Genomic DNA, 24,967 nt, shown 5'->3' with positions numbered 1-24,967 from the left:
GCGGCCGGCGTGGGCCTGGGGTGACCGGCGTGGGCCTGGGGTGGCCGGCGTGGGGCCTGGGGTGGCCGGCGTGGGGCCTGGGTGGCCGGGTGCGGCCTGGTGCGGCCTGGGGTGGCCGGGTGCGGCCGGGTGTCAGATCAGGCCGGTCTGGGCGGCGGCGGTCAGGAACGCGTCGGCGGCGAAGTCGATGTCGGCCGCGGTGTGGCGGGCGGTGACGGCGATGCGCAGGCGGGCGAGGTCGTTGGGCACGGCGGGGGTGACGACGGGCAGGCCGATGACGCCGGCCTTGCGGCAGGCGGTGGCGTAGTCGTAGGCGGCGTCGTCGGAGCCGGCGATGACGGGCAGGACGGCGGTGGTGGAGTCCATGGTGGAGATGCCGGCCTGGTTGAGGCGCTCGCGCAGGCGCTGGGCCTGGGTCTGGGTGTGGGTGACGCGTTCGGGTTCGCGGCGCAGGATGCGCAGGGATTCCAGGGCGGCGCCGGTCTGGGCGGGGCCGAGGGCGGCGGAGAAGAGGAAGGGGCGGGCGGCGTAGCGCAGGTGGCCGATGAGTTCGTGGCTGCCGGCGACCCAGCCGCCCATGGAGGGGATGGCCTTGGAGAGGGTGCCGAGTTTGATGTCGACGCGGTAGCGGTGGCCGAAGTGTTCCTCGATGCCGCCGCCGGTGGCGCCGATGACGCCCAGGGCGTGGGCCTCGTCGACCATGAGGAGGGCGTCGTGGCGGTCGCAGACCTCGCGCAGTTCGGGCAGCGGGGCGATGTCGCCGTCCATGGAGTAGACGCTGTCGACGATGACCAGGCGCACGCCGGTGGGGGCGGCGGCCTTGAGGCGGCGTTCGAGGTGGTCGACGTCGTTGTGGCGGAAGCGGGTGACGGTGGCGCCGGAGAGGCGGCAGCCGTCGACGATGCTGGCGTGGTCGTACTTGTCGATCAGGACGGTGTCGCCCTGGCCGACGAGGGCGCCGACGGTGCCGACGTTGGCGGCGTAGCCGGAGCCGAAGACCTGGGCGCGTTCGCGGCGGGCGAAGCGGGCGACCTCGGCTTCGAGTTCCTCGTGCAGGGGGATGGTGCCGGCCAGGGCGCGCACGCCGTGGTTGCCGGTGCCGTAGACGTCGACGGCGGCCTTGGCGGCGGCGACGACGCGTTCGTCGCCGGCCAGTCCGAGGTAGCTGTAGCCGGACATCATGAGCAGGCGTTCGCCGTCGAGGTCGCAGTAGGCGCTGTCGCGTTCCATGGTGTAGGCGACGAAGCTGTTGCGGCGGGAGGGGTCGGATTCCAGTGCGGCCACGCGGTTCAGGGTGGCGGCGAGCTTCGGCTCCAGGCGGTCCCATGCTCCGGTGGCGTTCACGTACGGGTCTCCTTCGTCGGCGGGTGCGTCGGGCGGCAGTGCTACGGGCGGCGGTGGTGCGGGCGGTGGTGGTGCTTCGGGCGGCGGTGCGGGTGCTGCGGTGGCACGGTGCGGTGTGCGGCATTCTTCGCGCGGGTTGTTCCGCGGTATGCGGGCGGTTTATCCGCGGGTGTGACGGGCGGTGGTGCGCGGCTTTTGCCGGACGAAAGGCGCGGGGCGGTCCCGGGCTTTTCACGGGCAGTGGTTCGGGCGGGCTTTTCTGGAAGCCTTCACGCGAGGTGCTCAAGGATGGCTACATTTCTACGGCAGGAAGCGCAAGGCGTCCGCAATAGCCGCATTCCCGGCCTGCGGTTCTACCCTGACGTGCAGAAACCTTGCGTCCACGACGTATGGACCGGCCGGTGGGTATGTTTCCCCTACCGGTGTTGACACCGCGTGATACGCCGAATGTATGGTCGAAATCCGCCGAAACCGAACGGCTGGTCGGCGGCATTTTTTCCGGTCCAGGTTTCCCATACCGCAGGCCCGGCGCACGGGCCGGCGGCTCCGCTTTGGCTCAAGGGGGTTGGAGCACGATGAACGGCTTCCGGGAAGACAGTCCGTCCGGCAGATCGGGGGCGTCCGCATGCTGATCCGTCTGACGGGCCTGGTGACGATCGAGCACGACCACGGCGCCCCGCAGCACCTGTCCAGCGCCCAGGCCCAGGTGGCGTTCGCCCGCCTGGTGCTGGAGCGCTCCGCCGGCACCAGCCGCGACCAGCTGGCCGACACCATCTGGCCCGACGGGCTGCCCGACACCTGGGCGTCCGCGCTGCGCAGCGTGGTCAGCCGGGTGCGGGCCTTCGTCGCCTCCCCCGGTCAGGGGCCGGGGGCGACCCCGTTGATCGCCCAGGGCGGGCGGTACGTGCTGCGGCTGCCCGCGGACGCGGCGGTGGATCTGGAGGCGGCGGCCAGTGCGGTCGGCGAGGCCGGGGAGGCGTACGCGGCGCGTTCCTACGCGGTGGCGCAGCAGTTGGCGGCCGGGGCGATCGCGAACCTGCGGGGGGCGTTCCTGCCCGACCACGAGGGTGAGTGGGCGGGCGGGGTGCGCGAGCACGTGGAGGAGTTGCGGATGTCGGCGTTGGAGACGGCGAGTCTGTCGGCGTCGGCGCTGGGTGAGGAGCACCACGCGCTGCGGTGGGCGGACGAGGCGGTGCGGCGGGCGCCGTTCCGGGAGAGTGCCTACCGGTGCCGGATGGAGGCGCTGGCGGCGGCGGGCAACCGGGCCGAGGCGCTGCGCTGTTACCAGCAGTTGCGTCAGGTGCTGGCGGAGGAGCTGGGCATCGATCCGGCGGCCGAGACGCAGGAGTTGTATCTGGCGCTGCTGCGCTCGCCGGTTGCGCTGGCGCCGGCGCCGGCGGTGGTGCGGCCGGTGGATCCGGTGCTGATGGGCATCTTCGAGCCGCTGGCGCTGGCCCGGTTGGCGCCGCGTCCGGCGGGGCCGCCGGTGCGCGCGGCCTGACCGGGCCCCGGCCCCGCCCTCGTCCTCTTCTCCGGTCCCTGCCTTCCTCTCCCCTCTTCTGCTCCTTGCCTTCTGCTCCTTCCCGTTCTGCGCTGTGCCGGGGCGTGTTGCGGAGGTGTTGCGGTGGGCGTGGGAGGGGTCGTGCTCGTAGTAGCGTCAGGGACGCGAAGTCGCGCACGCGGCGCGGCTTTTCACCGAAACCGGAACGGGGGCGATGGTGGGAAGGGGTGGTGGGTGTGGGACGGGCACGCGTCGTCGCGCGGGTGATCGTGCACCCTGGTGTGGAGGACCTGAGCGTCCAGCAGGTACTGGAAGCGCTGGCGGACCCGGCGCGCAGATCGGTGGTGCGCCGGCTCGCCCACGCCGGCGCTGATCTGAGCTGTGGTTCCTTCGACCTTCCGATCTCCCGTTCCACGTCCACCCACCACTTCAACGTGCTGCGCCAGGCGGGTCTGCTGCGCCAGTACTACGTGGGGACCACCAAGATGAACGCGTTGCGTGCCGACGAGTTGGAGGGGCGTTTCCCGGGCCTGCTGTCGGCGGTGGTCGCCGCCGCCGACGCCGAGGAGCGCCGGCTCCCGGGCCCGGCCCCGTCCTGACCCCCGGCCGCCCGGCCCGGCCCGTCGGCCGGGCCGCGCCCCCGGTTCCTCTCCACCGGCGCGCCGGCATCCGGCGGGGATCAGGACTGCCCCGCGCGGGAAGTCGGCCCGTCCGACTTCCCGTGCTGTGGCGGGGGTTCGGGCCGCCTCGTCCGGGGGTGGGGTGCGGGTGTGCCCGGGCCGTGGTGGCGTGGGTGGGGGTGGTGGTCGTGGTGGAATCCGGCCACTGCGTGTGCGGGAGTCGGCCCGTTCGGCGTCCCGTGCGGGTCGGGGCGGGGGGTGTGTCGGCGGTGCGGCGGCGGGTTTCGCGGGGGTCGTGACCAGGGGTTGCGGTGGTCGGGTGTGGGGGCCGGGGCTGGTGGGGCGGTGCGGCGGCCGGTTTCGCACGGGCGGTGGCGGGGGCTTGTCATGGTCCGCCGTGCGGGCCGGGCGGGCCCGGGTACAGTGGCGCGCGGGGCCCTGCCGTGAGGGCCGCGGGAGTCCAGGGGGGCCCGGATGATCATGGACGAGGCGGCCAGGGCCAAGTGGTGGCAGAGCCTGCCGGCCGGGATCCGCGACCAGGTCGACGGTTACGTGTTGCAGGACTCGTTCCTGCAGGCGGTGAAGGTCGTCGTCGACGTCGGGTTCGTCACCCACAACATCGGGGTCGGTGCCGCGCAGCTGATCGTCGGTGACCGCTACCTCCACTACGGGGACCGGATAGCCCGTACGCCGGAGAGTCCCCTGGACGTGGCGTCGCTGGCGCACCGCGCGGCCGGCTGCCCGGGGCGGATCGTGGCCGTCGAGGCGGTCTGGGACGGTGACACCGTCCACGACTGGTTCGTGGTCCTGCTCGCGATCACCACCGATCCCGCGCAGCAGCACGAGTTGGCGACGGTCTACCGGTCCACCGCCGAGCACCACCTGGGCGCGGACGCGGCGGGCGTGGGCGCGCAGCCCCTGGAGGCCGCGGCCGCCGAACGGGCCGGCCGGGCCCTGGCCGAACGCCTGGTGGTGCCCTTCCACTTCGCCAGCCCCCGCACCCCCGACGACTCGGCCCCCCGCTGGCGGCCCTGACCCCTGCCCGCCCCACCACCGGGGCGCTGCCGCTCCGGCGGGCGCAGCCGGACCGGGGCCCCTTGCCCGCGGATCGCCGCCGTGGCACCGCCGGGGCGCCAGCGCCTGCGGGCTTGCGGGGCCGGCGGCGGGCCGGCACGAGTGGGTGTGGGCTCCGAACGAGTGGACTCGCCGCCGTGGCGGGCGGGCGCGGGCGGTGGTCCGCGGGTCGCGGTGGTGGTGTTGCCGTCCGACCCCCGTGAGCTGGAAGAGGCGGCCCCGACGTGCGACGTACCACCCATCGCCGGCTGTGCGCCGCGGCACTGTCCGCGGTCTGTGTCCTGGCCCCGGTCACGGCGGCGCCCGCCGCCGGCCACACCGCCGGCCGGTCCCCGGCGCCCGCCGCCGCGGGCACCGCGGACCGGGGTGACGGGCGCGGCGGCGGGCCCGGTGTCGACGGGCCCGGTGTCGGCGGGCCCGGTGTCGGCGGGCCCGGCGAGGACTGCCCGCGCGGGGGCCTGGACGCCGACCTGAGCGCCCGCCTGGACCGGACGATCGAGGACGTGCGCCGCCAGGCCGGCATCCCCGGCGCCGTCGTCGGCCTGTGGCTGCCCGGCAGGGGCTGCTACGTGCGGGCCAGCGGCGTCGCCGACACCGCCACCGGCGCCCCCATGCCCGCCGACACCTACCTGCGCATCGGCAGCGAGACCAAGACCTTCACCGTCACCGCGCTGCTCCAGCTCGTCGACGAGCACCGCATCGGCCTGGACGACCCGATCTCCGCCTACGTCGACGGCGTGCCCTGCGGCGAGGAGATCACCCTGCGTCAACTCGCCGAGATGCGCAGCGGCCTGTTCCCGTACACCGCCGACCCCGGGTTCGTCCACGACCTGCTCAGCGACCCCCGTCGTTCCTTCACCCCCGCCGAGGTCCTCGCCTACGGGTTCAAGCACCCGAACACCGCCGAACCGGGCCAGGAGTTCCAGTACTCCAACACCAACCTCGTCCTGCTCGGCCTGGTCGTCGAGAAGGTCACTGGCCGCCGCCTGGCCGACGTCGTCCACGAGCGGGTGCTGCGCCCGGCCGGTCTGCGCCACACGCTGTTCCCCGCCGGGCCCGAGTTCCCCTCCCCGCACGCGCACGGCTACACCGACCAGACGCTCAGCGGCGACGTCGAGGACTCCACCGACTGGAACCCCAGCTGGGCGTGGGCGGCCGGCGCGATGATCTCCGACCTGCACGACCTGCACCGCTGGGCCAAGGTCCTGGCCACCGGCGAACTGCTCAGCGCCCGCACCCAGGAACAGCGCCTGACGATGCTGCCGACCGGTTTCCCCGGTACGGGTTACGGCCTGGGCATCTTCGAGACCGGCGGGTGGATCGGGCACAACGGCTCCCTGCCGGGGTACGAGAGCGTGACGGTCTACCTGCCCGAGCAGCGGGCCACCCTGGTCATCCTGATCAACACGGACATCGCCAGCCAGGGCCAGGAACCGTCCACCCTGCTGGCCCGCGCCGTCACCGCCCTGGTCACCCCGGACCACGTCTACGACGGCGCCGTCCCGCCCCGGTAGGCCCCGGGGGGCGGGGGCGCCCGCGGCGGGCGGGCGGCGGGCGGCGCCGTGTCCACCCCGGCCTCGTCCCCGGCCCCGGCCCCATGCCCGGCCCTGGTGCGGCCTTTGCAGGGCGCAGCGCGCGCAGGGGCGGGCGGGGTGCCGAGGGCCTGCCGGGTGCGGCGGGCGGGCCGTGCGCGGTGTCGGCGTCCGGCCTGGCGCGGTGTCACCCCGCCGGTGGGGCCCGTCGTCCATTGAGCGGGTTCGCTCAGCAGTGGTCCTCGATGTGGAGCAGGCGCCGGTCCCGCGCGGCGCGGGACCCGTGCGCGAGGCGGCGGCCGGTCGCCCACGGCCCGCCAAGGCCCTGGTACGTGTCCTTGACCCGGTTCCAGTGCTCGGGACGCGCGTCGCCAGGCGCGGGAAGTCGGCCCGCCCGACGTCCCACGCGTGAACACCACCACCGGCACGGCGGTGCCGGGCGCAGCCCGCGGGCTCCACATGCCGGACCGCGGCCACGGACCAGGCGCGGGAAGTCGGCCTGTCCGACTTCTGGCGCTCACCGGCACTCATCCCCGCCCCCGGGCACCGACCTGCCTCTCAGCTCCGGGCCCAGCGCCACAGGCAACACGGCCACAGAACCCTGGACCCGGACCCGCCTCGTACGCACCAAAAGTCGGCCTGTCCGACTTCTGGTGCTCGCCGGCACTCACCCCCACCTCCGGGCACCGACCTGCCTCTCGGCTCCGGGCCGGGCGCCACAGGCAGCATGGCCACAGAACCCTGGACCCAGAGCCGCCTCGTACGCACCAAAAGTCGGCCTGTCCGACTTCTGGTGCGCCGTCACCATCGGTTTCCGCCCATCGCAGGGCGGGGCGGCGAAGAGCCGGGTCCCTGTCGCCGGGCCGTGCCGGTATGGGTGCGGGGCGGCAGGCCTGCCGGCCGCACACCACCGCCCGCCGGTACCACGGGCGGCGTCCCTCCGTGGTCCCGACGAGGCCGAAGGCGCGCCGTCAGGGCACCGGCGGCTGCCGGGCCACTGCCTGTACCGGACACCGGCCGCGCCCGGTGTGACGGCCTCCGCGGGGGTGGGGCGGTCGAGGCACCGGGTTCCCGCCGTCAGGGCGTACCGGCGGCGGCGCCGGCCTCGGTGGCAGGCCGGGTCCGCCGGCCGCCACGCGCACCGCCGCCGGCGCCACGGGCGGGCATCCGCACGGCGTGTGCGCTGACGGCTCTTCACGGTCCCGACGGGGGCCGGACCACGCCCAGGGCGGGGAGGGCCCCGGGTGGCCTGTCCGGAGAGGACGGGGCCGCTGCCGTGGGCCCGGCGCCGGCGGGGCGGCGCCGGCGAGGCCGCCCGCCCCGGTCGGCGCCGGGGCGCCGCCTGCGCCGGACACCGGCCTCCCCCGCCGGAGCACCGGCCCGGGGTGTGGGGGTGGTGGGGGTGGGGTGGGTGGGGTTGACGGGGCCGGTGGGAGCGGTGGGTCCGATCTGCTAGTTTCGCCATGCTTCGACGCGAACCGTACAAGCGTGCGTGTTCCGTACCCCCACGCGGTCCTGCGCGCGTGCGCGCGTGCCCGTGGCGGGCCGCGCACGGCGGGCACGGGCGCACGCGCGCGGGGGCGGCGGGTGCGGCGAGGCGCGCAGCACTGGTCGAGGACACGGGGGACGGGGATCCATGAACGCGTATGCAGGTTCCGACGGGCCGGGCGGGCCGTTCGCGCCGCCGGTGAGCGTGGCGGGGTCGCCGGGCGGTCCGCTGTTCGGGGTGAACCCGGCGGATCTGGACGCGGCGGCGAAGGTGGCCAAGGACACCGGTGAGGCGATGCCGACCGAGCTCAAGCACATCCACCAGCCCTCGGACACCGCGGCCGCGGCGCTGGCGGGCTGGCGCACGGGGGCGTCGCTGCACAACTGCACGGCGGCGTGGGAGGAGTGCCTGAACGCGCTGGCGTCGGAGGTGGACGGGGTGGCGGTGAAGCTGACCCAGACCGCGGGCAACTACCGGGGCACCGACACCTCCAACGCGGGCGGGCTGAAGCTGCCGGGCCTGTACGGGCCGGTGGGGAACTGATGGTCACCCTCGCGCAGCTGCGTGACGCCGACCTGTCCGGGCTGGACGGTGCGGCGGGCGCCTACGACACGTTGTCCGGTGCGTTCGCCAAGCACGTGCAGGCGATGACGACCGAGGTCAACAAGCACATCTTCAACAGCCAGTGGGTGGGCAGTGCGGCGGGTGCGGCGAACTCGGCGCTGCAGCGCACCGGCAACCGGCTGGACGCCGCGCACACCGAGATGTCGGCGGTCTCGGGGCTGCTGCGCGAGGCGTCGGAGAGCTTCCTGCTGGCGCAGTCGAAGCTGAAGGAGGCGCTGCAGGAGGCCACCACGGCCGGGCTGACGGTGGGTGAGGACGGGTCGGTGTCGTGGCCGCCGCCCTCGCAGGCCGAGCGGCACGACCCGGACTACGACACGCCGCGGCGGGCCAGGGCGCTGGCGGACCGGATCTCGCACGCCGTCACCGAGGCCGACAACGCCGACCAGAAGATCGCCAAGCTGCTGGACGACCTGACCACCCGGGCCCGTACCGGCACCGGGCTCGACCTCAAGCAGGCCGCCGCCGACCAGAAGGCCGTCGACGAGCTGGGCACCGGGCTGATGGCGGCGGGCTGGCCGCCGGCCGGCGCCGCCCCCACCGACGTCAACTCCTGGTGGAAGGGCCTGACCCCCGACGAGCAGCAGCGCCTGATCCACGCCCACCCGGACCTGCTGGGCATGCGCGACGGCATCCCGGCCACCGCCCGCGACCAGGCCAACCAGCTCAACCTGGCGCACCTGATCGACGTGTACGAGCACAAGGGCGCCCTGTCGGAGGCCGAGCAGCAGAAGCTGGACGGCTTCCGGGCGATCCGCAAGAAGCTGAAGGACCAGGAGGGCCACGTCCCGCCGGCGTTCCTGCTGGGCGTCAGCGAGGAGGGGCAGGGCCGCGGCATCCTGTCCTACGGCAACCCCGACACCGCGCAGAACGTCAGCGCCTACGTACCGGGCCTGGGCACCACCCTGTCCGCGGTCGGCGGCAAGGACGCCGACCGGGCACTGAACGTGTGGAACGCCGCGCACATCGCCGACCCCAACGCCAGTACCGCCTCGATGATCTGGCTGGGCTACGACCCGCCGCCGGGCCTGGAGAAGCTGATGGACGGCAACCCGCACCCGCTGGAGGTGATGAGCACCGACCGCGCCGAGAAGGGCGGCGCCGCCTACGACACGTTCATGTCCGGGCTGCGCGCCACCCACGAGGGCGCGCCCGCCCACCTGGTCGCCCTCGCCCACAGCTACGGCTCCACCACCGTCGGGCTGGGCGCGCAGATGCCCGGTGGCACCGGCGCCGACGACATCATCCTCGTCGGCTCCCCCGGCACCGGCGCCGACAAGGCCTCCCAGCTGCACATCGACCCCTCCCACGTGTGGGTCGGCGACGCCGAGAACGACCCGGTCAGCCACCTGCCGGCCAAGGGCCGCGTCGCCACCGACGCGATCCTGGGCCCGGTGATCGGACCGGCCGCCGACGGCGCCTACCAGCTGTTCGGACCCGACAACAAGCTGTGGTTCGGCCAGGACCCCGCGAGCAAGGAGTTCGGCGCGAACCGCTTCACCGTCGCCGACGGGCCGTCGCTGTCGTTCGACTCCCACTCCAACTACATGACCGACCCCAGCGAGAAGGGCTCCACGACCTTGGAATCGGTCAACAACATCGGCCAGATCGTTGCCGGCAAGTACGGCAACGTCACCCACCAGGGCCAGCGGTGACCCGCCCCGGGCGCCCCGCGCCCACCCCCGCCGCCGCCGTCCGCGGCGCCCGCGCTGTTCCCGGTGTCCCGGGTGGGGTCGTCGTCGGCCTGGCGCTGGCGCTCGCGTTCACCGCCACCGCCTGCTCCGCCACCGGAGCACCCACCCCCGGCAGGAACACCCCCGCCACCGGCACCGGCACGGGGGCGCCCGGCCCGCTCATCACCCCCGCCCAGGCCCTGCAGCGCATGGACACCCTCCTGCAGGAGACCACCGCCGGCATCCAGCCCCCGCTGCGCACCTGGGACGCCTGGCCGAACTGGCGCGAGAAGTACTCCACCGGCCTGGACGAGCACTCCCTCGGCTACGCCACCACCAGCCGCGAACGCCACGTCATGACCAAGGTCGCCGCCGGCCGCTACGAGGCGCTGCTGGACGCGGTCCGTACCGCCTGGCGTGCCAAGGGCTACGTCGTCCAGGACGGCCCCGGCACCCCCACCCTGCGCGCCGTGTCCGCCACCGCCCCCGACGGCTCCACCGTGGGCATCGGCATCAACCCCGACACCACCGTCATCGACATCAGCGCGACCAGCGGCCCCATCGCGGTCCCCCAGGCGGGACAGCCGCCCTTCGGCACCCCCACCCCCGACCCGACCATGAGCAACGGCAACCCCGACGTCGTTCCCGACCACGACGACCCGTACTGGTCGCACTGAAAGCCCCGCCATGAACCCCGAACACGCCCCCCGGGCCCTCCTGACCCCCCAGCAGGCCCTGCACACCCTCGACGCGCTCCTCGACGAGGCGATGTCCGCGATCCGCCCCGCCCTCGCCTACCGGGCCGGCCGGCCCCGCTCGACCGAACAGAGCGCCCCCGGCATCGACGAGTACTCCCTCGGCTACGCCACCGTCACCCGCGAACGCCACATCATGACCCGCGTCGCCCCCACCCGCTACGGAGCACTGCTGGGCGTCACCGAACGCGGCTGGACGGCCCACGGCCACCGCATCACCGCCGTCAACCCCCACCAGCCCGCCATGTTCGCCACCACCGCACACGGCCACGGCCTCGCCCTGCTGTTCGGCGCCGCCGGCAACATCGCCTTCCAGGCCACCGTCGGCCCCATCCCCGTCATCCGCGACCACGACCCCTTCGGCCCCCACGCCCCCGAACCCACCCTGCCCAACGGCAACCCCGACATCCTCCCCCGCCACGACCACCCGTTCTGGTCCGCCTGACCACACCGACACCACGCAGCCGACGGAACACCCGACGGAACACGCCAACCCGCCGAAGGGGACGGCTCGTCGGGGTGGGTGGCGGGGGTGACGGTGACAGGCCGGGGAGCAGCGGCGGGCCCAAGACGGCGGCAGGCCCGGGACGACCGGCCGGGGACGGCAGCTGAGCGGGGAGCAGCGGCGGAGCGGGGTGGCGGGCGCCGGCGTCTGCCACAACCGGCCGCGACCGGGCCAGGACGGCCGGCGCCGGGCACCGGGCGGCCGGCCCCGGGTGCCGGGTGCCGGGCACCGGGGGAAGGTCGCCCGTCCGGCGGCCTTTGGCAGCAGCCCGGACCCGGCCGCCAGTACCCCAGGCACCCGCCGACACCCCGGCCCTGTGTCGCGCTCGCCGCCGGCGTCCCCCTGCGCACGGGACCCGCTCCGGGCCCCACCCCGCCCCCGCGGGCCGTCACGACACCGCACCGCACCGGTGGATCCGGTTCCCCGGGGTGCGCGCGTTCCAGGCGCAGACGACGGCGGCCCGCAGCCCCGGCCAGCCCCACGGCGGCCCCGGCGCGGCCGGGGCGAACACGTCGACCGCCGCCACCGCCTGCGCGCACCCCGGGCGCGGGCGGGCGGGGAAGGCGAACCGCGCCCGCCGCCGTCCGAAGGCGACCGGCGCAGCCGCCCCGCCGAGCGGACCCCCGGGGGCGCAGCACGTGCCCTGGCAGCAGAGCAGAAGCCGTCACGTCTGCGGCAGGCGCCGGGCCCGGGTCGGACACGTCGAGGTCGCCCGGCCGTCGGCGACCGGCGCCCGCCCGTCCCCCCTCCCCACGCGCGCGCCGGAGCGCTACCGCGCGGAGATCAGGCACCTTGGGTGCGCGGCCGGGACGGGCCGCAGGCACGAGAACACCAGAGGCAGCCCCGGGCCCGCCGGCCCAAGCGGCCGGGGCCCGCCGGCCCGGGGGCCGGGGGCTCGGAAAGGTGTCCAGGGGGTGGTCACCCTGCGTCCGGGTCGCGGACGGGCAGTAGGATCGACGGCGTTGTCACCACATACATCGCTGGTAGGAGGCTATTCATGGCTCAGGTCACGCTGAAGGGCAACCCGGTCCAGGTGGGCGGCGCGCTGCCCCAGGCCGGCAGCCAGGCGCCGGCGTTCACGCTCGTCGGCGAGGGGCTGGCGGACAAGTCGCTGAAGGACTTCGCCGGCCGCCGCAAGGTCCTCAACATCTTCCCGAGCATCGACACCCCCACCTGCGCCACCTCGGTGCGCACGTTCAACGCCAAGGCCGGCTCGCTGGACAACACCGTGGTGCTGTGCATCTCCGCCGACCTGCCGTTCGCGCAGGCCCGCTTCTGCGGCGCCGAGGGCCTGGACAACGTCCAGGTGCTGTCCACCCTGCGCGGCCGCGACTTCCACGAGTCCTACGGCGTGGCGCTGGCCGACGGCCCGCTGGCCGGCCTCACCGCCCGCGCCGTCGTCGTCCTCGACGAGAACGACACCGTCCTGCACACCGAGCTGGTCGCCGAGATCGCCGACGAGCCGAACTACGAGGCCGCCCTCGCCTCCCTCAACTGACCCACCCGTACCGGTGACCGGCCCGCTCACCCGACGCCGGCCACCCGTACGACCCGCGGCCCCGCCCCTGTCCACCCGCCCACCGGAACACCCCGGCAACGCGGCACAGGAGCGGGGCCGCACCCGTACACACCCCCGGAGGGACCGGGCCCGGGCCCGCTCCTCGAGCCCCGGACCCCGGGATGCCAGGTGCCGGGTGCCGGGCGCCGGGTGCCGGGTGCCGGGTGCCGGGTGCCGGGTGCCGGGTGCCGGGCAGTGTGAAAGGGCGGGCCGGAGACGACGGTTGAGCACGCCCGGCCGACTCCCGGCCGCCCCCGGCACTCCCCCACAAGCAGCACGGGCACGAACGCGGGCACGGGCGCGGAGACCCACGCGGACCCGGGCGCCGGCGCGGGCCGTTCGCGAGGCCCCGGCGAAACACCCCGGTGGCGCAGCGCGTCACGGCCGCGGCGCCCCGAGGACCGGCCGGGTCGTGGCTCAGCCGGTGGCGGGGACGAAACGCATCGAGCAGCGGCGGTGTGTCCCGTCGTCGCCGAAGACCTGTTCCGCCATCCGCCAGCCGGCCGCCTCGATGCGCCGTACGTACAGGGCGAGGTTGCGCTCGGGATGGGCCTGGTGCAGACGGATGCTGCGCAGGTGCTCGGCGTCACCGCGCTCCCGGCACCACGCGGCGTGGCTGTCCACCGGGGCCAGGCCGGCGGGTAGGTGGCGGTCCATGCCGGCGATCGTAGGCGCCACCGGGCCCACCGGGCACCCGACTTCGCCCCTCGGCATCGCTGCCTGCCCCTCGCCGCTACCTGCCTCGGCCCGTACCCCGGCCACCCGGGACAGCCCGGGACCACCAGCCCCTCGTCTCGCGCCGCCCCCGGTTCCCGGGGCGTGGAACACCGCCGGACACTCCCCCACCGGGAACCGGGCACCGGACGCGGACGCGGGACGGGCACCCGGGCGCGCCGCGGGCGGGGGCGGGCGGAGGCCCGACGGCTTCCGGCGCCCGGCTGCCTTCCTCGCCTGCTTGCGCCGCGCTCCCCGCTCACGACCCCCACCGCGCACCGCCCACCGCCCGAGGTGTCCGGGTGTCCGGGTGTCCGTGGCCGGCGCCCGCGCGGGGCGGCACCAGGGTGTCGCGGGCTGCGGGGCTGCGGGGGTGCGGGAAACCGCAGGGTGACCGGGCGGTCGACCGCATGGTGACCGGCAGGGCCCGGTCCCTAGCGTGAACGGCATGATCACAGCAACGGTCCTCCTCCCGTTCCTCGACCCGCACACCGCCTCACCCGGGCCCGCCGACGCCCTCTGGGCCGGGCCCGCCCACGCCGTCCTCGCCGACACCGGCCTTGCCGCAACGGCCCCGGCGCAGCCCGCCGGTGGGGTGGCCGGGTGGGTGCTGTCCGTCGTGGATTCCCTCGGTGCCGCGGGGACCGGGGTGGCCAACCTGGTGGACACGGTCCTGCCGTTCGTGCCCAGTGAGATCGTCCTGCCCGTCGCCGGATTCGCCGCCGGGCAGGGCCGGTTGAGTCTCGTGGCGGTCATCGTGTGGACCACGCTCGGTTCTGTCGTCGGTTCCTGGATCGTGTACGCGGCCGGGGCCGTGCTGGGCCGTGAGCGCACCCGTGCGCTGGCCGCCCGGATCCCGCTGCTCCACGCGCACGAGATCGACCGTGCGGAGGCGTGGTTCGAGCGGCGGGGGCGGATCACCGTGCTGCTGGCGCGCATGGTGCCGGTGCTGCGCAGTGTCATCTCCGTTCCCGCGGGGATCCAGCGCATGCCGTTGGCGGTGTTCACCGCTTTGACCGCGGCGGGCAGCCTGGTGTGGAACACGGTGTTCGTGGTGTTGGGATACTGGCTGGGCGACAACTGGCGCCTGGTGGAGGAGTACGGGGGATGGGTGTCCAAGGCCGTGGTGGCGGTGGCGGTGGTGGCCGTCGCCCGCTGGTTCCTGGTACGGGCGCGCCGGCGCCGCGGCGCCCGGCACCGCGCGTGAGAACCGCACACACCTCGGGTACCGCGCGCACCGCAGGTGCCGGGCAGGCGGCGGGCACGGAGCGGGTGGTGGGTGCGGTGCGGGCGGCGGCCGGGATCGCGCTGGGCGCGGTGACGGCGTGTGCCGCGCCGGCCGTCCTGGCCACGGCCGCGCTGACGCGTCGCGGCACGGCGGTGGTACGCCTGGCCGAGCTGGACCAGCGGCGCGTCGCCGCCCTCCTCGACACCACCCCCGCCCACCCCGACCACCCCGACCAGGCCGACCAGGCCGGCAGAAGCGGGAGTCACGGCAACACCGGCAGGTCCGCCCACGCCGGTGCCGGAGCAGGTGCCGGCGCCGGTGCCGGAGCAGGTGCCGGCGCCGGTGCCGGAGCAGGTGCCGAAGGCGCCGGCGCCACCGGGGCCGGCGGCGGTGTCACCGGGGCCGGCGGCGGTGTGGAGGTGTGGCGGGCCCGGGCCTACCTGTGGGCGCGTCTGCCGGTCGGGCTGCTCGGCGGCGGGGCCCTGGTCCTGCTCGGCGCGGGGGCGTGGACGGTGGCGGGCGCGCTGGGCGCCTGGCTGAGCGGACACGCCGCCGACGGCATGCGGCCGACCTGGCCCGTCGCCGGCTACCTCCTGGCCGCCGCTCTGCTGCTGCTCTTCCTCGACCTGGCCGGTCTGGCCGCCGTCGCCGAACTCGAACGGCGTCTGGTGCGGCGTCACCTGGGGCCCGACGAACTGGCCCTGATGCGCCGGCGCATCGACGAACTGGCCGCCACCCGTTCCGGGATCGTCGAAGCCGTCGACGCCGAACGCCGCCGCATCGAACGCGACCTGCACGACGGCCTCCAACAACGCCTGATCGTCGTCGCGATGCTCCTGGGCCGGGCCCGGCGCAAGGACTCCGAGGAGCTGTACCGCCAGGCCCGGCACGAGAACGAACAGGCCCTGGAGGAACTGCGCCAGGTCGCCTGGCGCATCTACCCGGCGTCCCTGGACCAGCTCGGCCTGCGCGAGGCCCTGGCCGTGGACGCCGAACGCTGCCCCGTGCCCGTCCACCTCCACGGCGACCTGACCCACCGCCCCGCCCCCGCCATCGAGACCGCCGCCTACTTCGCCGTCCGCGAAGCCCTCACCAACGCCGCCAAGCACGCCCGGGCCGCCACCCGCATCGACGTCACCATCCACCAGGACGCCCACACCGTACGGGTGTCGGTACGCGACGACGGAAACGGCGGCGCCGACCCCACCGGCACCGGACTGGCCGGCCTGGCCCGGCGCCTGGGCGCCCTCGACGGACACCTCACCATCGACAGCCCACCCGGCGGCCCCACCCACCTCACCGCGGAGCTGCCATGCGCCTCATGATCGCCGAAGACTCCGCCCTGCTGCGCGCCGGCCTCGAACGCCTCCTCGCCGACGAAGGACACCACGTCACCGCCGCCGTCGCAAACGCCGACGCCCTGCTGGCCGCCGTCGCCGCCGACCCGCCCGACGTCACCGTCGTGGACGTCCGCATGCCCCCCACCCACACCGACGAAGGACTGCGCGCCGCCCTGCACCTGCGCCGCACCCACCCCCAGGTCGGCGTCCTGGTCCTGTCCCAGCACGTCGAACAGCGCTACGCCGCCGACCTGCTGGCCGCCGACACCCGCGGCGTCGGCTACCTCCTCAAAGACCGCGTCGCCCGGGTCGAGGAGTTCCTGACCGCCCTGCAACGCATCCACGACGGCGACACCGTCCTCGACCCCGAAGTCGTCCGACGCCTGCTCGCCCGCACCCGCCACACCGACGACCTGCGCCACCTCACCCCCCGCGAACACGTCGTCCTGACCCTCATGGCCCAGGGCCACACCAACACCGCCATCGCGCAACACCTGTTCGTGTCCAAAAGCGCCGTGGAGAAACACACCAACGCCGTGTTCGACAAACTCCGCCTGCCCCGCGATGACAGCACCAACCGCCGCGTCCTGGCCGTCCTACGCTTCCTCGGCACCTGACACCCACTCCGGCAACCCCGGGGCCCCACCCCGGGGCCGGTACCCCCACCCCCGTCCCGCACCCCGGGCCCGGTGGGTCCCCGGCCCCCGCCGGCGCAGCCCCCGGGAGGTGCGCCACCGGGCGCCACCGGGCTCCCGGGCACCGAGGGTGGCGCCCGGCCCCGCCCAGAGCCACCCCGGGCCAGCAGAGCGCAGAGCCGCTGGCCCGGAAGACCAGGAGCGCGAGGGCCAGGAGCGCGAGGGCCAGGAGCGCGAGGGCCAGGAGCGCGAGGGCCAGGAGCGCGAGGGCCAGGGCCAGGAGGGCGAGGGCAGTAGGGGGCCCGGGGACCTGGGAGGCCGCGGGCCCGCGGGAGGCGGGGAGGCGGGGAGACGGGTGGGCGGGGGCCGGAAGGGGCGGGTGGCTAAACCGTTTGGCGCACCACCACACGCCCTGCTACGTTTCCCCCGGCCGTGCGAGAGAACAAGGAGGTGATACCCGTGAACGCAGTAACGACACGGGTGCTCTCCTACGGGGTCACGGTCGGGCGGTAGGTCGTCCGGGAGCGCCGTTCACAGCCCTCCCGAAAGGCACGACCATGCAGTTCACCTCCGAACAGCACCTCGACGACGGCGTCCTCGCCCGCGACTTCACCCTCGGCGACATCCCCGGCACCCTGTGGACACCCACACCCGACCCGGCCCCCGCACCGGCGTCGGCCCCCGCCCCGGTGCCGCTGGTCCTCATGGCCCACAACAACGCCCTGCCCAGGCGCGAAGCCCGCCTGATCGCCCGGGCCCGCCACCTGGCCGCCGACGGCTACGCCGTCGCCTCCATCGACACCCCCGAATGCGGCGACCGGCCCCGCTCCCCCGCCACCGAACAGGCCCGCGCCGAGCTACGCCGGGCGATGCAGGCCGGCGAGAGCGTCGACGACGTCTTCGAGTCCTTCATCGGCCCGCTCGTCGACCAGGCCGTCCCGCAATGGCGCACCACCCTGGACGCCCTGCTCACCCTGCCCGGCATCACCGGCCCGGTCGGCTACAGCGGGTGGATGGCCGTCGGTATCGCCCTGGCCGCCGCCGAGCCACGCATCACCGCCGCCGGCTACTTCGCCGGCGGCTACGTCCCCCACGCCCAACGCGCCCAGGCCCGGCAGATCACCATCCCCCTGCTGATGCTGCTGCAGTGGGACGACCACGGCAACCCCCGCCACCGCGCCCTCGAGCTGTTCGACGCCTTCGCCAGCACCGAGAAAACCCTCCACGCCAACCTCGGCGGACACACCGGCACCCCCTGGTTCGAAGCAGAAGACGCCAGCCGCTTCTACCACCGCCACCTGAAGAAGTAGCCGCCCTCCCCAGGCCCCCGGCCTGAACCCGGACCCCGGACCCCGGACTCGCGACCTGAGCCCGGGGCCTGGGTCGGGGCTCAGGACCGGGGCCCGGGGCTCAGGACCCGGGCCGGGGCTCAGGACCCGGGCCGGGGGCCGGGGCCGGGGGCCGGCGTCGTTCGGCCTCGGCCGTGCGGTGGTCCGCCACCAGGTGGCCGGGGCCGGTACCCGGCGGCAACAGCCCCCGCCTGTCGCCTCGCGCCTTCTGTTCGGGAACTCGTCAGCCACCGGCACCGGGCCGTGCCACCTCGCGCCCCGGCCGGCCACCACGCCCGGCGCCCGCCGCGACAGGACGCCGGCGGCGGCCCGGGCCAGTCGGCCGATCCATGCCGACGTGCCGACGTGCCGACGTCACGGACCCTTCAGGACACGCTCAAGCGCCGACCGGCCCACAGGCCCCCAGTTCGGCTTGCCACCGGGCAGGCCGCGGTCCCCGTTCTGCCCCATCAGCATCAGGAACAGACTCTTCATCACCGCCAGCCCGCGCGCCCGTCGCAGCGCCGCTGCGTCCGCCCGCGCGTAGCCGGCGAAGAACCGGGACGCACCGCCCGCCGGGAGCAGCAGCCAGGCGGCCGTCAGGTCCCATGCCGGGTCGCCCGCGAAGAGTGCGCCGAAGTCGACGACGCCCGCCAGTGTTCCGTGGGCGACGACGACGTTCGCGGGGTGCAGGTCGCCGTGCACCCACACGCGCGGGCCCTGCCACGCGGGGGCCGTCGTCGCGTCGTTCCACACGGCCCGGACGTCGTCTTCTGGGAGGTCGCCGAGGTCGACGGCCTGTAGGTGGTTCTCGAAGGCGTCCGTGCACTCCCGGGGGTGGGCGCCGAAGTCCGCGGCGGGCGGCGCGTCGGCGGGCGCCTGCGTGTGCAGCGCTTTGAGGAAGGCCGCCAGGGTGTCGGCCGCGTGGTCGCCGCGGGTGATCGAGGCGTGGTCCAGTGGTGTGCCTTCGACCCAGGTCATGACGGTCCAGGTCTTGGGGAAGCGCTCGGACGGTGTCCCGTTTCGCACCGGGGTCGGGATCGGAAGCGGCAGGCGCGGGGCCAGTACCGGCAGCCAGCGGCGTTCCTTGAGCTGCAGGTCGGGGAGCGGGTCCATCCGCTGCACCCGGACGGCCAGCGTGTCCCCGAGGCGCCACATCTGGTTTCCCCAACCGCCCTCCACCTCGTGGATGGGCAGTTCGGCCAGATCCGGATGCTGTTCCCGCAACAGGTCGCGGAGCAGGTCCTCGCTGATCTCGGTCTCGGATTCGATCACGCGAAGCCACCGTACTCGAGGTGGGTGCGGCCGGTCCTGCTCTCGGGAAGGCCGGGGATTCGATCTCCCGTGTTCTCGCCGGCCCGCCCCGGGCCCGGCCCGGGCGAGGCGGGCGCGCCGTGCGCCCCGCAGGCCGAACGGCCCGTCGTCAGGATCGGTGTGACGAAAGGCCCGTGACAGCGCGGACGCCGACGAACACCGGCGAACACACCGGCGAACAGGAGACGAAGCGATCAGCGCGTCTGCTGCCGGGCGGCCCGCTTGGCCTCCACCTTCATCCGCGCCTCCACCGCCTTGGGCGAATCGCCGTACCACCACCACGCGTACCCGGTGACCGCCACGTTCAGGGCCACACAGACGTAGAAACCCGGACCCAGGCCGTGCCACCCGTTCCTGAGCACGCCGAAAAGGGTCAGGAAGGCGAGGACGACGATGCCTCTGAGCAGGATGGACAGCGTCTTCTTGGTACGCAGGTTCATGCCGCGCACTGTAGGGCCTCACCGCGATCTTGACCAAGCCCGCCGACACAACGGGCAATACCACCGCTGACCAGCCGAAACACCGCCATTCGAGCACCGCCGCCGGCCGGCGCCACCGCGCTGCGGGCCACGCCGCACGAGCCCGCCCGCACGGTCCCGGGCCGATGACCCGCACACCCGCCGACCGAACACGCACCGCCCCAACGCCCACACCCACACCCACACCTCGCGCTCGCGCTCGGCCCCGCGGCAACGCCCGAACACCGCCCTGCCCGCACCCGCAGCCGAACTCCCCGCAGCGATCCCGGCCACCCCCCACCACCGAAGGACAAGCCAACAACACCAACACCCTCGAACCCGCCGAACCCCGCACCCCACAACCCGCTCCGCAGAACGGCTCCCGAACGCGCCGACGAACACTCGCCACTGCCGAACACACCACCGCCACCAACGGCCTGGACCCAGCCCTCCCCCACACCCGGCCCGACAGCTCCCACCACCACCCGACCAAACCACCCCGCCTGAGCGGATAGCCTTCCGCCCCATGCACCACCCGACCGAACCCACCCCGCACAGCCCGGACCTACGCGTCATGCGCGGCGTAAGCGTGAGCGAGATCGTCCTCGGCACCTCGCTGCGCCTGCACATCGGCCCGCACGGCATCGAGATCCACAGCCCCGCCGTACTGACCACCGGCCGCCAGACCCACCCCGTCCACGCCCCGGCACGCACCAACCTCGACCAAGCCGCCCAGCTCCTCGACCAGGTCATCGCCGACATCCACCCCCACGACACGGGCGCCCTACAGATCCGCTTCGCCAACGGATGGCACCTCGACGTCCCGGCGACCACCGACAGACCCGCCTGGACCATCGCCCTGGCCGGCCGGCACTTCCTCACCCCCACACCCGGCGGCACCACCACCTCCGACCGGCGAAGGCCCTGAAGGCCCTGAACCACCCCACCCACCCCGCGAACACCCCCACCACACCGCCCAGGCCGACACCGCCGACACCGCCGACACCGCCGACACCGCCGACCCCGCCGACCCCGCCGACAGAACAGTCAACGCGACCCGGGCCGCGGGAGCGACCAGAACCGCAGGGACAGCGTTCGTCGACCGGTTTCGCAGGCACATGCTGATCGCCGGGCCGACCGCCGCCGATACGGCACAACGGCATGGCCCGTCCGGGGGGACGCGCCGCGGCCGACACCCCTCACCGCGACGGCGTCAGCCGGTCAGGGGCGGACATACCCGCGGTCCGCGCCCCGGCCGGGCCGGGGCGGGGCGGGACGGGCGAGAGCCTTCACGGCGTCATCTCCCGCCGGTCGGGGCGGTTCCGGGCCAGTCCCAGGAGCGTTCCCAAACCGTCCCGCGCGGTGATGACGAGATGGGAGTCGCACAGGCCCCGGCAGGGCGGCCTGTCGACATCGCCGGTGCAGCCCTCCCAGCCCACCGACGTGTCGAGGCCCGGCATCTCACCGGCATCGAAAACCGTCTCTTCCATGGTGAACACGCCAAACCCCCTTGCGGCGGTGCCGCTTGCCGACACCGGCGTCCCACCGCATCCGACGTCACACCCGCCGGCCCCGGCAAGATCGCCACACCGGCCCCGGCCCGCCCCGGCCGGCCCGCCCCGGCCCCCTCCGGCCGCCCGGTACGGGCCCGGACACCGGCCACGCGGCAGAAGCCGGCAACGGCCGCGAATGACCGTGCCGTCGAGCGCGAGGCCGTCGGCGACGCCCCCGCACCGGCAGGGGCCCGTGAAGGCCCTCGCCCCCGGGCCAGCCCGCGGATCACCGCCCTGTCCACGGACACCAGGAGCCGTCCGGGCGACCATGCTGCTCGTCAGGGTCGCGGTGTGTCGCGGTGTGTCGAAGACCAGCGTGAGCAACGAGACCGAAGGCATGCACTGCCTGTGGGTGGAGCCCCGGGGAACCGATCACCGGATGCGCCCCGGCGAGGAGTTCACTGTCGTGACGGAACCGGAGCACGAGAAGTCACCGTCCGACGTCGTCGTCCATGCCCAGGGCATCACGGTGTGGGTGAACTCGTCCAACCACGCTGAGGTCGTCGACAAGAACGGCGGCATCGTGCCGTGCGGGCACCAGCGCCCCGCCGACTGCGACGACTCCGCCGACGAGAAACTGTCCTTCGATGCGGTTCAGGGACGCCATTGCTCGCGGAAGTCGGGGTGCTCGGCGTAGGCCTGTGCAAGGACACGAAGGGCATGGGCCAGGCCGACTGAACGCGGATCCGAGCGGTCCATCGCCGTGTGCTCCCGTGCCAGCACGTCGATCAGGTCCAGCAGGGGCAGGTGGCTGTCGAGGAGGGCCTCGCTGCCGAAGACCTGCGCGATGTAGGCGTAGGCGTGGTTGTCCTCCGTGGTGCGGGCCCGCAGGAACCTCAGCAGATCGTCCATGTGCTCATCCTCGCGCACCGCGCCGCCTGACGGCCGCCCCCTTCTGCGCTGGTCGTCTGCGGGCCCGGACGAGGACGGCCGCGAGGTGACGTGCCGCCCGGCAGGCGATGGCCGGCTTGTCCCTCGGGTGCGGTTCTTCCGCAGTGACGGGCCGAGCCGGCCGAACGCCGGGGCCCGGAGCCGGTGACAGGTGCGGGCAGGCAACGTGCTTGCCGTGCCTGCCCGTTACGTGATCGGATTGCGGCAGCATCGCGTGCCGGTGGCGGACCGCGCCAGGCATGGAGGTGCGCAACCGAAGGGACCACCGTCCGTGGCCTCCCGCGACGGCGACCGTGTAGTCGCCCTGAGCCTGCAACTCTCACAAGCACATCACGAACTGCGCCGCCAGATCAGCGAGATCAGGACGCGTCTCGGGCACCGCCGGTCGAGCGACGACACACTCGCCGCCCATTGCCTGGCCTTCTGTGCCGCGCTGACGTCACACCATCAGGGCGAGGACGACGCGATGTTCTCCCAGCTGCTGCGCGAACGCCCGGATCTCGCGACGACGGTCGCCAATCTCGTCGAGGATCACGGCATGATCGCATCCATCCTGTCCCGGGTGCGTGAACTCGCCGACAGGGCCGGCGAATCGGGCGGCCCGGCCCTGGAGGCGGTCCGACGTGAACTCGACGGACTGGCGGCGATCATGGAATCACACTTCAGCTACGAAGAGCGGACGATCAGCGAGGCCCTCGACGAGGGAGTACCCGACACCGGCTGGACCGACACGGTCTTCCGGTTCGGCAGGACGTGAGTACCTGGTGGTGGCTCTTCGTCCGGAGACTCACGCTCAGGCCATGAGCCCGTATCCGCCCTGATCGCAGGCGGGGCAGGGACACCGGTGCCCGCAGGCGGTGCGCAAGCGCCAGCACGGGTCGCGGCCGCCGCCGCAGGCGAGGGTGCACAGCCGCAGGACGTCCTCGACTCCGTGAAAGCCCCAGCAGGCGCCGGTGACGTCGAAACGCTCGGCAACCAGACGGCGGCAGACACCCTCAAGATCGACGACCAGGTGGCGGCAGGCACCCTCAAGATCGACGGTCAGGTGGCGGCAGGCGCCGTCAAGGTCGGCGGTCAGGTGTCGGCAGGCGCCCTCGATCGCGCCGGTGGCGATCGGCCGGCCGCTGTCGGGGGCGGTGTCGTCACGGAGCCGGGCGAAGCGGGCCGAACGGGTAACGGCGGCAGGCGTCGACGGCCTCGCGTCGGGAAGCAGTCAGGTGTTCGTGGCCGGCCCGGGTGGTCATCTCGTCGGCCGTACGGGCGGCGTGGCCTGCGAGGACCGCGGCAGGGCGCTGCGGCGCTCGGCCGGCAGCCCGGACGTCCTTCACCCGCACGGCACCCCGGCCCTCCCCCGGGGCCCGCGCAACCCCCGAAGAGGCCCCGGGGCCCGTGCACGCCCCGGCAGGGGCCGGTGAAGGCCCTCGCCCCCGGTCAGCCCGCGGATCACCGCCCTGTCCACGGACACCAGGACATCCGGGTGTAAGGAGTCATCTCATGTGGAGGGTCTGCGATGGCAGATACGGGGTGGCGCCGACGAGTCTGATCGCGTGTGTGAGGATCAGACCGTGCGTGCCTGTGAGGGGTGCACGCCTGCAAGACCGGCCCCAGAGGCAACGAGGAGTGCTGGAGATGTTCGCCGGGGGAACTGCGCGGTTGCTCGTCACGAACGACGGTGAAGCGCCGCTGGAGCTGACGGTGGAGCCCTGGGCCGATACCTACCAGATCCAGCGGCAGCAGACCTGCGTCGTTGTCACCCACTCGCCGGCGGCGGACGATTCCTGGTCCGGGACGTTGCGTGGGGATGAGCCCTTCCAGGTCGTGCATCGACGGGATTCGGTCACGGTGTGGGCCTACGGCTATTGCTTCCACCTCACTGACATGGCGGGCCAGGCGATCGACGCGGCCGACTGGCAGTGCCCGGCTCAGGGCACGGCCTCCTGAACGGCGCCTCGGGGAGGCGACAGACCATGTACTGGCGCTCCTTCGTCATAGCACCCGGCGAGTCGGCGGTGGCAGACCAAGGCGGCCACGATGCTGGCGAAGGCGGCGAAGTGGCCAGCCTTGCGTTCGTAGCGGCGGTGGAGCCGACGGAAGCCGCCGAGCCAGGCGACAGTCCTCTCGATCACCCACCGGTGCCGGCCGAGGCGTTGGGAGGAGTCGACGCCTCGGCGGGCGATACGAGCCGGTATCTGCCGTCGCCGCAGGCATGAGCGGATGAAGCGGTGGCCGTAGGCTTCGTCGCCGTGCGGCTTGCCGGGTCGGCGTCTTCTGGGGCCACATCGTGAGCGGACGGGCGGCCCTGGACACGATCGCGTCGAAGCCGACGGGACCTGCCCTCGTGAAGGCAGGCCACCGCCCTCCCCACGGCCCCAACATCCCCGGGCCCGGACACCCCGGGCCCGCACGCGGCCCGGCAGGGGCTGCACGACACCCGCCGGGAACCCACCGCACACCCCGGCCCTCCCCCGGGCCCGCGCAACCCCCGAAAAGGCCCTGGGGCCCGCACACCGGGCCCGCACGCGACCCGGCAGAAGCCACCGGGGGCACCCACCCGGGGAAAACCGGTCACCCACCACACACACGGCCGCGGCCCGCCCCCGGGGACAGGGGGCTGTCTGTTCTCCTGCCCCGCCCTGGCGGTGGCCCCTCCTTCCTGGGGTCTGCCGCCTGGTGGGGTCCCGTCGCGGCCCGCCCGCGCCCGAGCGCGACGCCCCGCGCTGGGCCGCCGCCTACGGCGCGGTCTCCTCTGGCGAACAGGAGATCGCCCTCACCGTCCAGGGCACCGGAGCGGACACCGTCGTCCTGGAGGCCCTGCACGTGCGCGTCACGGCCAA

The 24,967-nt window shown here is 74.3% G+C and carries 23 protein-coding genes and 2 pseudogenes; 18 read left to right on the top strand and 7 right to left on the bottom strand.

Annotated features, from left to right (window positions below):
* Positions 1–132: 132 nt before the first annotated feature.
* On the bottom strand, positions 133–1,344 hold the full coding sequence (locus AB0N04_RS04965) for an aminotransferase class I/II-fold pyridoxal phosphate-dependent enzyme (protein WP_360206742.1): 1,212 nt from the start codon (positions 1,342–1,344) through the stop codon (positions 133–135).
* A 625-nt stretch (positions 1,345–1,969) separates the two neighbouring features.
* Here AB0N04_RS04965 and AB0N04_RS04960 point away from each other — a divergent pair.
* The 9 genes from AB0N04_RS04960 to tpx all read left to right on the top strand — a co-directional run bounded on the left by AB0N04_RS04960 (position 1,970) and on the right by tpx (position 12,612).
* Positions 1,970–2,845, top strand: a complete 876-nt coding sequence (locus AB0N04_RS04960; protein WP_360206739.1) for a bacterial transcriptional activator domain-containing protein — start codon at positions 1,970–1,972, stop codon at positions 2,843–2,845.
* Positions 2,846–3,081: 236 nt separating this feature from the next.
* Positions 3,082–3,444, top strand: a complete 363-nt coding sequence (locus tag AB0N04_RS04955) for a helix-turn-helix domain-containing protein (protein WP_360206736.1) — start codon at positions 3,082–3,084, stop codon at positions 3,442–3,444.
* A gap of 495 nt (positions 3,445–3,939) precedes the next feature.
* Positions 3,940–4,500 carry a hypothetical protein gene (locus AB0N04_RS04950; protein WP_360206733.1) on the top strand — a complete coding sequence of 187 codons (561 nt, stop codon included), beginning with the start codon at positions 3,940–3,942 and terminating at the stop codon, positions 4,498–4,500.
* A gap of 263 nt (positions 4,501–4,763) precedes the next feature.
* Complete coding sequence (locus tag AB0N04_RS04945) at positions 4,764–6,053, top strand: serine hydrolase domain-containing protein (protein WP_360206730.1); 1,290 nt, start codon at positions 4,764–4,766, stop codon at positions 6,051–6,053.
* Between the two features lie 1,654 nt (positions 6,054–7,707).
* On the top strand, positions 7,708–8,103 hold the full coding sequence (locus tag AB0N04_RS04940) for a WXG100 family type VII secretion target (protein WP_360206727.1): 396 nt from the start codon (positions 7,708–7,710) through the stop codon (positions 8,101–8,103).
* On the top strand, positions 8,103–9,836 hold the full coding sequence (locus AB0N04_RS04935; protein ID WP_360206724.1) for an alpha/beta hydrolase: 1,734 nt from the start codon (positions 8,103–8,105) through the stop codon (positions 9,834–9,836). Before AB0N04_RS04940 ends, AB0N04_RS04935 begins: the two co-directional genes overlap by 1 nt.
* Positions 9,833–10,531: a hypothetical protein gene (locus AB0N04_RS04930; RefSeq protein WP_360206721.1), complete on the top strand. Its 699-nt coding sequence runs from the start codon at positions 9,833–9,835 to the stop codon at positions 10,529–10,531. The genes AB0N04_RS04935 and AB0N04_RS04930 overlap by 4 nt, the downstream gene beginning before the upstream one ends.
* Before the next feature lie 10 nt (positions 10,532–10,541).
* Positions 10,542–11,054, top strand: coding sequence for a hypothetical protein (locus AB0N04_RS04925; protein WP_360206718.1), 513 nt, complete (start codon positions 10,542–10,544; stop codon positions 11,052–11,054).
* Between the two features lie 1,057 nt (positions 11,055–12,111).
* Positions 12,112–12,612, top strand: coding sequence for a thiol peroxidase (gene tpx / locus AB0N04_RS04920; RefSeq protein ID WP_360206715.1), 501 nt, complete (start codon positions 12,112–12,114; stop codon positions 12,610–12,612).
* A 477-nt stretch (positions 12,613–13,089) separates the two neighbouring features.
* Here the strand turns inward: tpx and AB0N04_RS04915 are convergent, their stop codons facing one another.
* A complete protein-coding gene (locus AB0N04_RS04915) occupies positions 13,090–13,329 on the bottom strand; it encodes a hypothetical protein (RefSeq protein WP_360206712.1) in 240 nt (79 codons plus the stop codon).
* Positions 13,330–13,834: 505 nt separating this feature from the next.
* Between AB0N04_RS04915 and AB0N04_RS04910 the strand changes: the two genes are divergently transcribed.
* The 4 genes from AB0N04_RS04910 to AB0N04_RS04895 all read left to right on the top strand — a co-directional run bounded on the left by AB0N04_RS04910 (position 13,835) and on the right by AB0N04_RS04895 (position 17,899).
* Positions 13,835–14,593, top strand: a complete 759-nt coding sequence (locus AB0N04_RS04910) for a DedA family protein (protein ID WP_360206709.1) — start codon at positions 13,835–13,837, stop codon at positions 14,591–14,593.
* A 68-nt stretch (positions 14,594–14,661) separates the two neighbouring features.
* Positions 14,662–15,939: a histidine kinase gene (locus tag AB0N04_RS04905; RefSeq protein ID WP_360206706.1), complete on the top strand. Its 1,278-nt coding sequence runs from the start codon at positions 14,662–14,664 to the stop codon at positions 15,937–15,939.
* Positions 15,927–16,571, top strand: coding sequence for a response regulator transcription factor (locus AB0N04_RS04900; protein ID WP_360206703.1), 645 nt, complete (start codon positions 15,927–15,929; stop codon positions 16,569–16,571). The genes AB0N04_RS04905 and AB0N04_RS04900 overlap by 13 nt, the downstream gene beginning before the upstream one ends.
* A gap of 575 nt (positions 16,572–17,146) precedes the next feature.
* Positions 17,147–17,899, top strand: coding sequence for an alpha/beta hydrolase (locus AB0N04_RS04895; protein ID WP_360206700.1), 753 nt, complete (start codon positions 17,147–17,149; stop codon positions 17,897–17,899).
* A 393-nt stretch (positions 17,900–18,292) separates the two neighbouring features.
* Here the strand turns inward: AB0N04_RS04895 and AB0N04_RS04890 are convergent, their stop codons facing one another.
* Together AB0N04_RS04890 and AB0N04_RS04885 are read right to left on the bottom strand one after the other, a co-directional pair.
* On the bottom strand, positions 18,293–19,192 hold the full coding sequence (locus AB0N04_RS04890; RefSeq protein ID WP_360206697.1) for a phosphotransferase: 900 nt from the start codon (positions 19,190–19,192) through the stop codon (positions 18,293–18,295).
* Positions 19,193–19,425: 233 nt separating this feature from the next.
* The gene (locus tag AB0N04_RS04885) at positions 19,426–19,671 is read right to left on the bottom strand and encodes a hypothetical protein (RefSeq protein WP_360206694.1); all 246 of its coding nucleotides are present in this window, start codon (positions 19,669–19,671) and stop codon (positions 19,426–19,428) included.
* Between the two features lie 544 nt (positions 19,672–20,215).
* Here AB0N04_RS04885 and AB0N04_RS04880 point away from each other — a divergent pair.
* Positions 20,216–20,617: a DUF6188 family protein gene (locus AB0N04_RS04880; protein ID WP_360206691.1), complete on the top strand. Its 402-nt coding sequence runs from the start codon at positions 20,216–20,218 to the stop codon at positions 20,615–20,617.
* A gap of 361 nt (positions 20,618–20,978) precedes the next feature.
* Here AB0N04_RS04880 and AB0N04_RS04875 read toward each other — a convergent pair whose 3' ends face one another.
* On the bottom strand, positions 20,979–21,188 hold the full coding sequence (locus AB0N04_RS04875; protein ID WP_360206689.1) for a hypothetical protein: 210 nt from the start codon (positions 21,186–21,188) through the stop codon (positions 20,979–20,981).
* Positions 21,189–21,510: 322 nt separating this feature from the next.
* Here AB0N04_RS04875 and AB0N04_RS04870 point away from each other — a divergent pair, with 322 nt between their 5' ends.
* Positions 21,511–21,879, top strand: a complete 369-nt coding sequence (locus AB0N04_RS04870; RefSeq protein ID WP_360206686.1) for a hypothetical protein — start codon at positions 21,511–21,513, stop codon at positions 21,877–21,879.
* On the opposite strand, the gene AB0N04_RS04865 is transcribed toward AB0N04_RS04870, so the two are convergent.
* A complete protein-coding gene (locus AB0N04_RS04865; RefSeq protein WP_360206683.1) occupies positions 21,837–22,094 on the bottom strand; it encodes a DUF6221 family protein in 258 nt (85 codons plus the stop codon). The genes AB0N04_RS04870 and AB0N04_RS04865 overlap by 43 nt on opposite strands.
* Positions 22,095–22,404: 310 nt before the next feature.
* On the opposite strand from AB0N04_RS04865, the gene AB0N04_RS04860 reads away from it, so the two are divergent.
* A complete protein-coding gene (locus AB0N04_RS04860) occupies positions 22,405–22,890 on the top strand; it encodes a hemerythrin domain-containing protein (RefSeq protein WP_360206680.1) in 486 nt (161 codons plus the stop codon).
* Between the two features lie 872 nt (positions 22,891–23,762).
* Entirely contained in the window at positions 23,763–24,074 is a 312-nt protein-coding gene (locus AB0N04_RS04855) for a hypothetical protein (protein WP_360207169.1), read from the top strand.
* A 65-nt stretch (positions 24,075–24,139) separates the two neighbouring features.
* Here AB0N04_RS04855 and AB0N04_RS04850 read toward each other — a convergent pair.
* Positions 24,140–24,337, bottom strand: a pseudogene (locus AB0N04_RS04850) (transposase); the annotation flags it as partial.
* 475 nt (positions 24,338–24,812) lie between these two features.
* Between AB0N04_RS04850 and AB0N04_RS04845 the strand changes: the two are divergent.
* Positions 24,813–24,967, top strand: a pseudogene (locus tag AB0N04_RS04845) (transcriptional regulator); the annotation flags it as partial.

The sequence above is a fragment of the Kitasatospora sp. NPDC051702 genome (assembly GCF_040681575.1).
Classification (GTDB): Bacteria; Actinomycetota; Actinomycetes; order Streptomycetales; family Streptomycetaceae; genus Kitasatospora.
Note: the sequence above shows the minus strand (reverse complement) of the source record. Positions and strands in the feature narration are given on the sequence as shown.

What these genes read in the sequence shown, in the direction of transcription:
- AB0N04_RS04960 (WP_360206739.1), top strand. Translation starts at nt 1,970, where the DNA reads ATGCTGATCCGTCTGACGGGCCTGGTGACGATCGAGCACGACCACGGC.
- AB0N04_RS04950 (WP_360206733.1), top strand. Translation starts at nt 3,940, where the DNA reads ATGATCATGGACGAGGCGGCCAGGGCCAAGTGGTGGCAGAGCCTGCCG.
- AB0N04_RS04940 (WP_360206727.1), top strand. Translation starts at nt 7,708, where the DNA reads ATGAACGCGTATGCAGGTTCCGACGGGCCGGGCGGGCCGTTCGCGCCG.
- AB0N04_RS04935 (WP_360206724.1), top strand. Translation starts at nt 8,103, where the DNA reads ATGGTCACCCTCGCGCAGCTGCGTGACGCCGACCTGTCCGGGCTGGAC.
- AB0N04_RS04925 (WP_360206718.1), top strand. Translation starts at nt 10,542, where the DNA reads ATGAACCCCGAACACGCCCCCCGGGCCCTCCTGACCCCCCAGCAGGCC.
- tpx (WP_360206715.1), top strand. Translation starts at nt 12,112, where the DNA reads ATGGCTCAGGTCACGCTGAAGGGCAACCCGGTCCAGGTGGGCGGCGCG.
- AB0N04_RS04915 (WP_360206712.1), bottom strand. Translation starts at nt 13,329, where the DNA reads ATGGACCGCCACCTACCCGCCGGCCTGGCCCCGGTGGACAGCCACGCC.
- AB0N04_RS04910 (WP_360206709.1), top strand. Translation starts at nt 13,835, where the DNA reads ATGATCACAGCAACGGTCCTCCTCCCGTTCCTCGACCCGCACACCGCC.
- AB0N04_RS04900 (WP_360206703.1), top strand. Translation starts at nt 15,927, where the DNA reads ATGCGCCTCATGATCGCCGAAGACTCCGCCCTGCTGCGCGCCGGCCTC.
- AB0N04_RS04895 (WP_360206700.1), top strand. Translation starts at nt 17,147, where the DNA reads ATGCAGTTCACCTCCGAACAGCACCTCGACGACGGCGTCCTCGCCCGC.
- AB0N04_RS04885 (WP_360206694.1), bottom strand. Translation starts at nt 19,671, where the DNA reads ATGAACCTGCGTACCAAGAAGACGCTGTCCATCCTGCTCAGAGGCATC.
- AB0N04_RS04880 (WP_360206691.1), top strand. Translation starts at nt 20,216, where the DNA reads ATGCACCACCCGACCGAACCCACCCCGCACAGCCCGGACCTACGCGTC.
- AB0N04_RS04870 (WP_360206686.1), top strand. Translation starts at nt 21,511, where the DNA reads ATGCTGCTCGTCAGGGTCGCGGTGTGTCGCGGTGTGTCGAAGACCAGC.
- AB0N04_RS04865 (WP_360206683.1), bottom strand. Translation starts at nt 22,094, where the DNA reads ATGGACGATCTGCTGAGGTTCCTGCGGGCCCGCACCACGGAGGACAAC.
- AB0N04_RS04855 (WP_360207169.1), top strand. Translation starts at nt 23,763, where the DNA reads ATGTTCGCCGGGGGAACTGCGCGGTTGCTCGTCACGAACGACGGTGAA.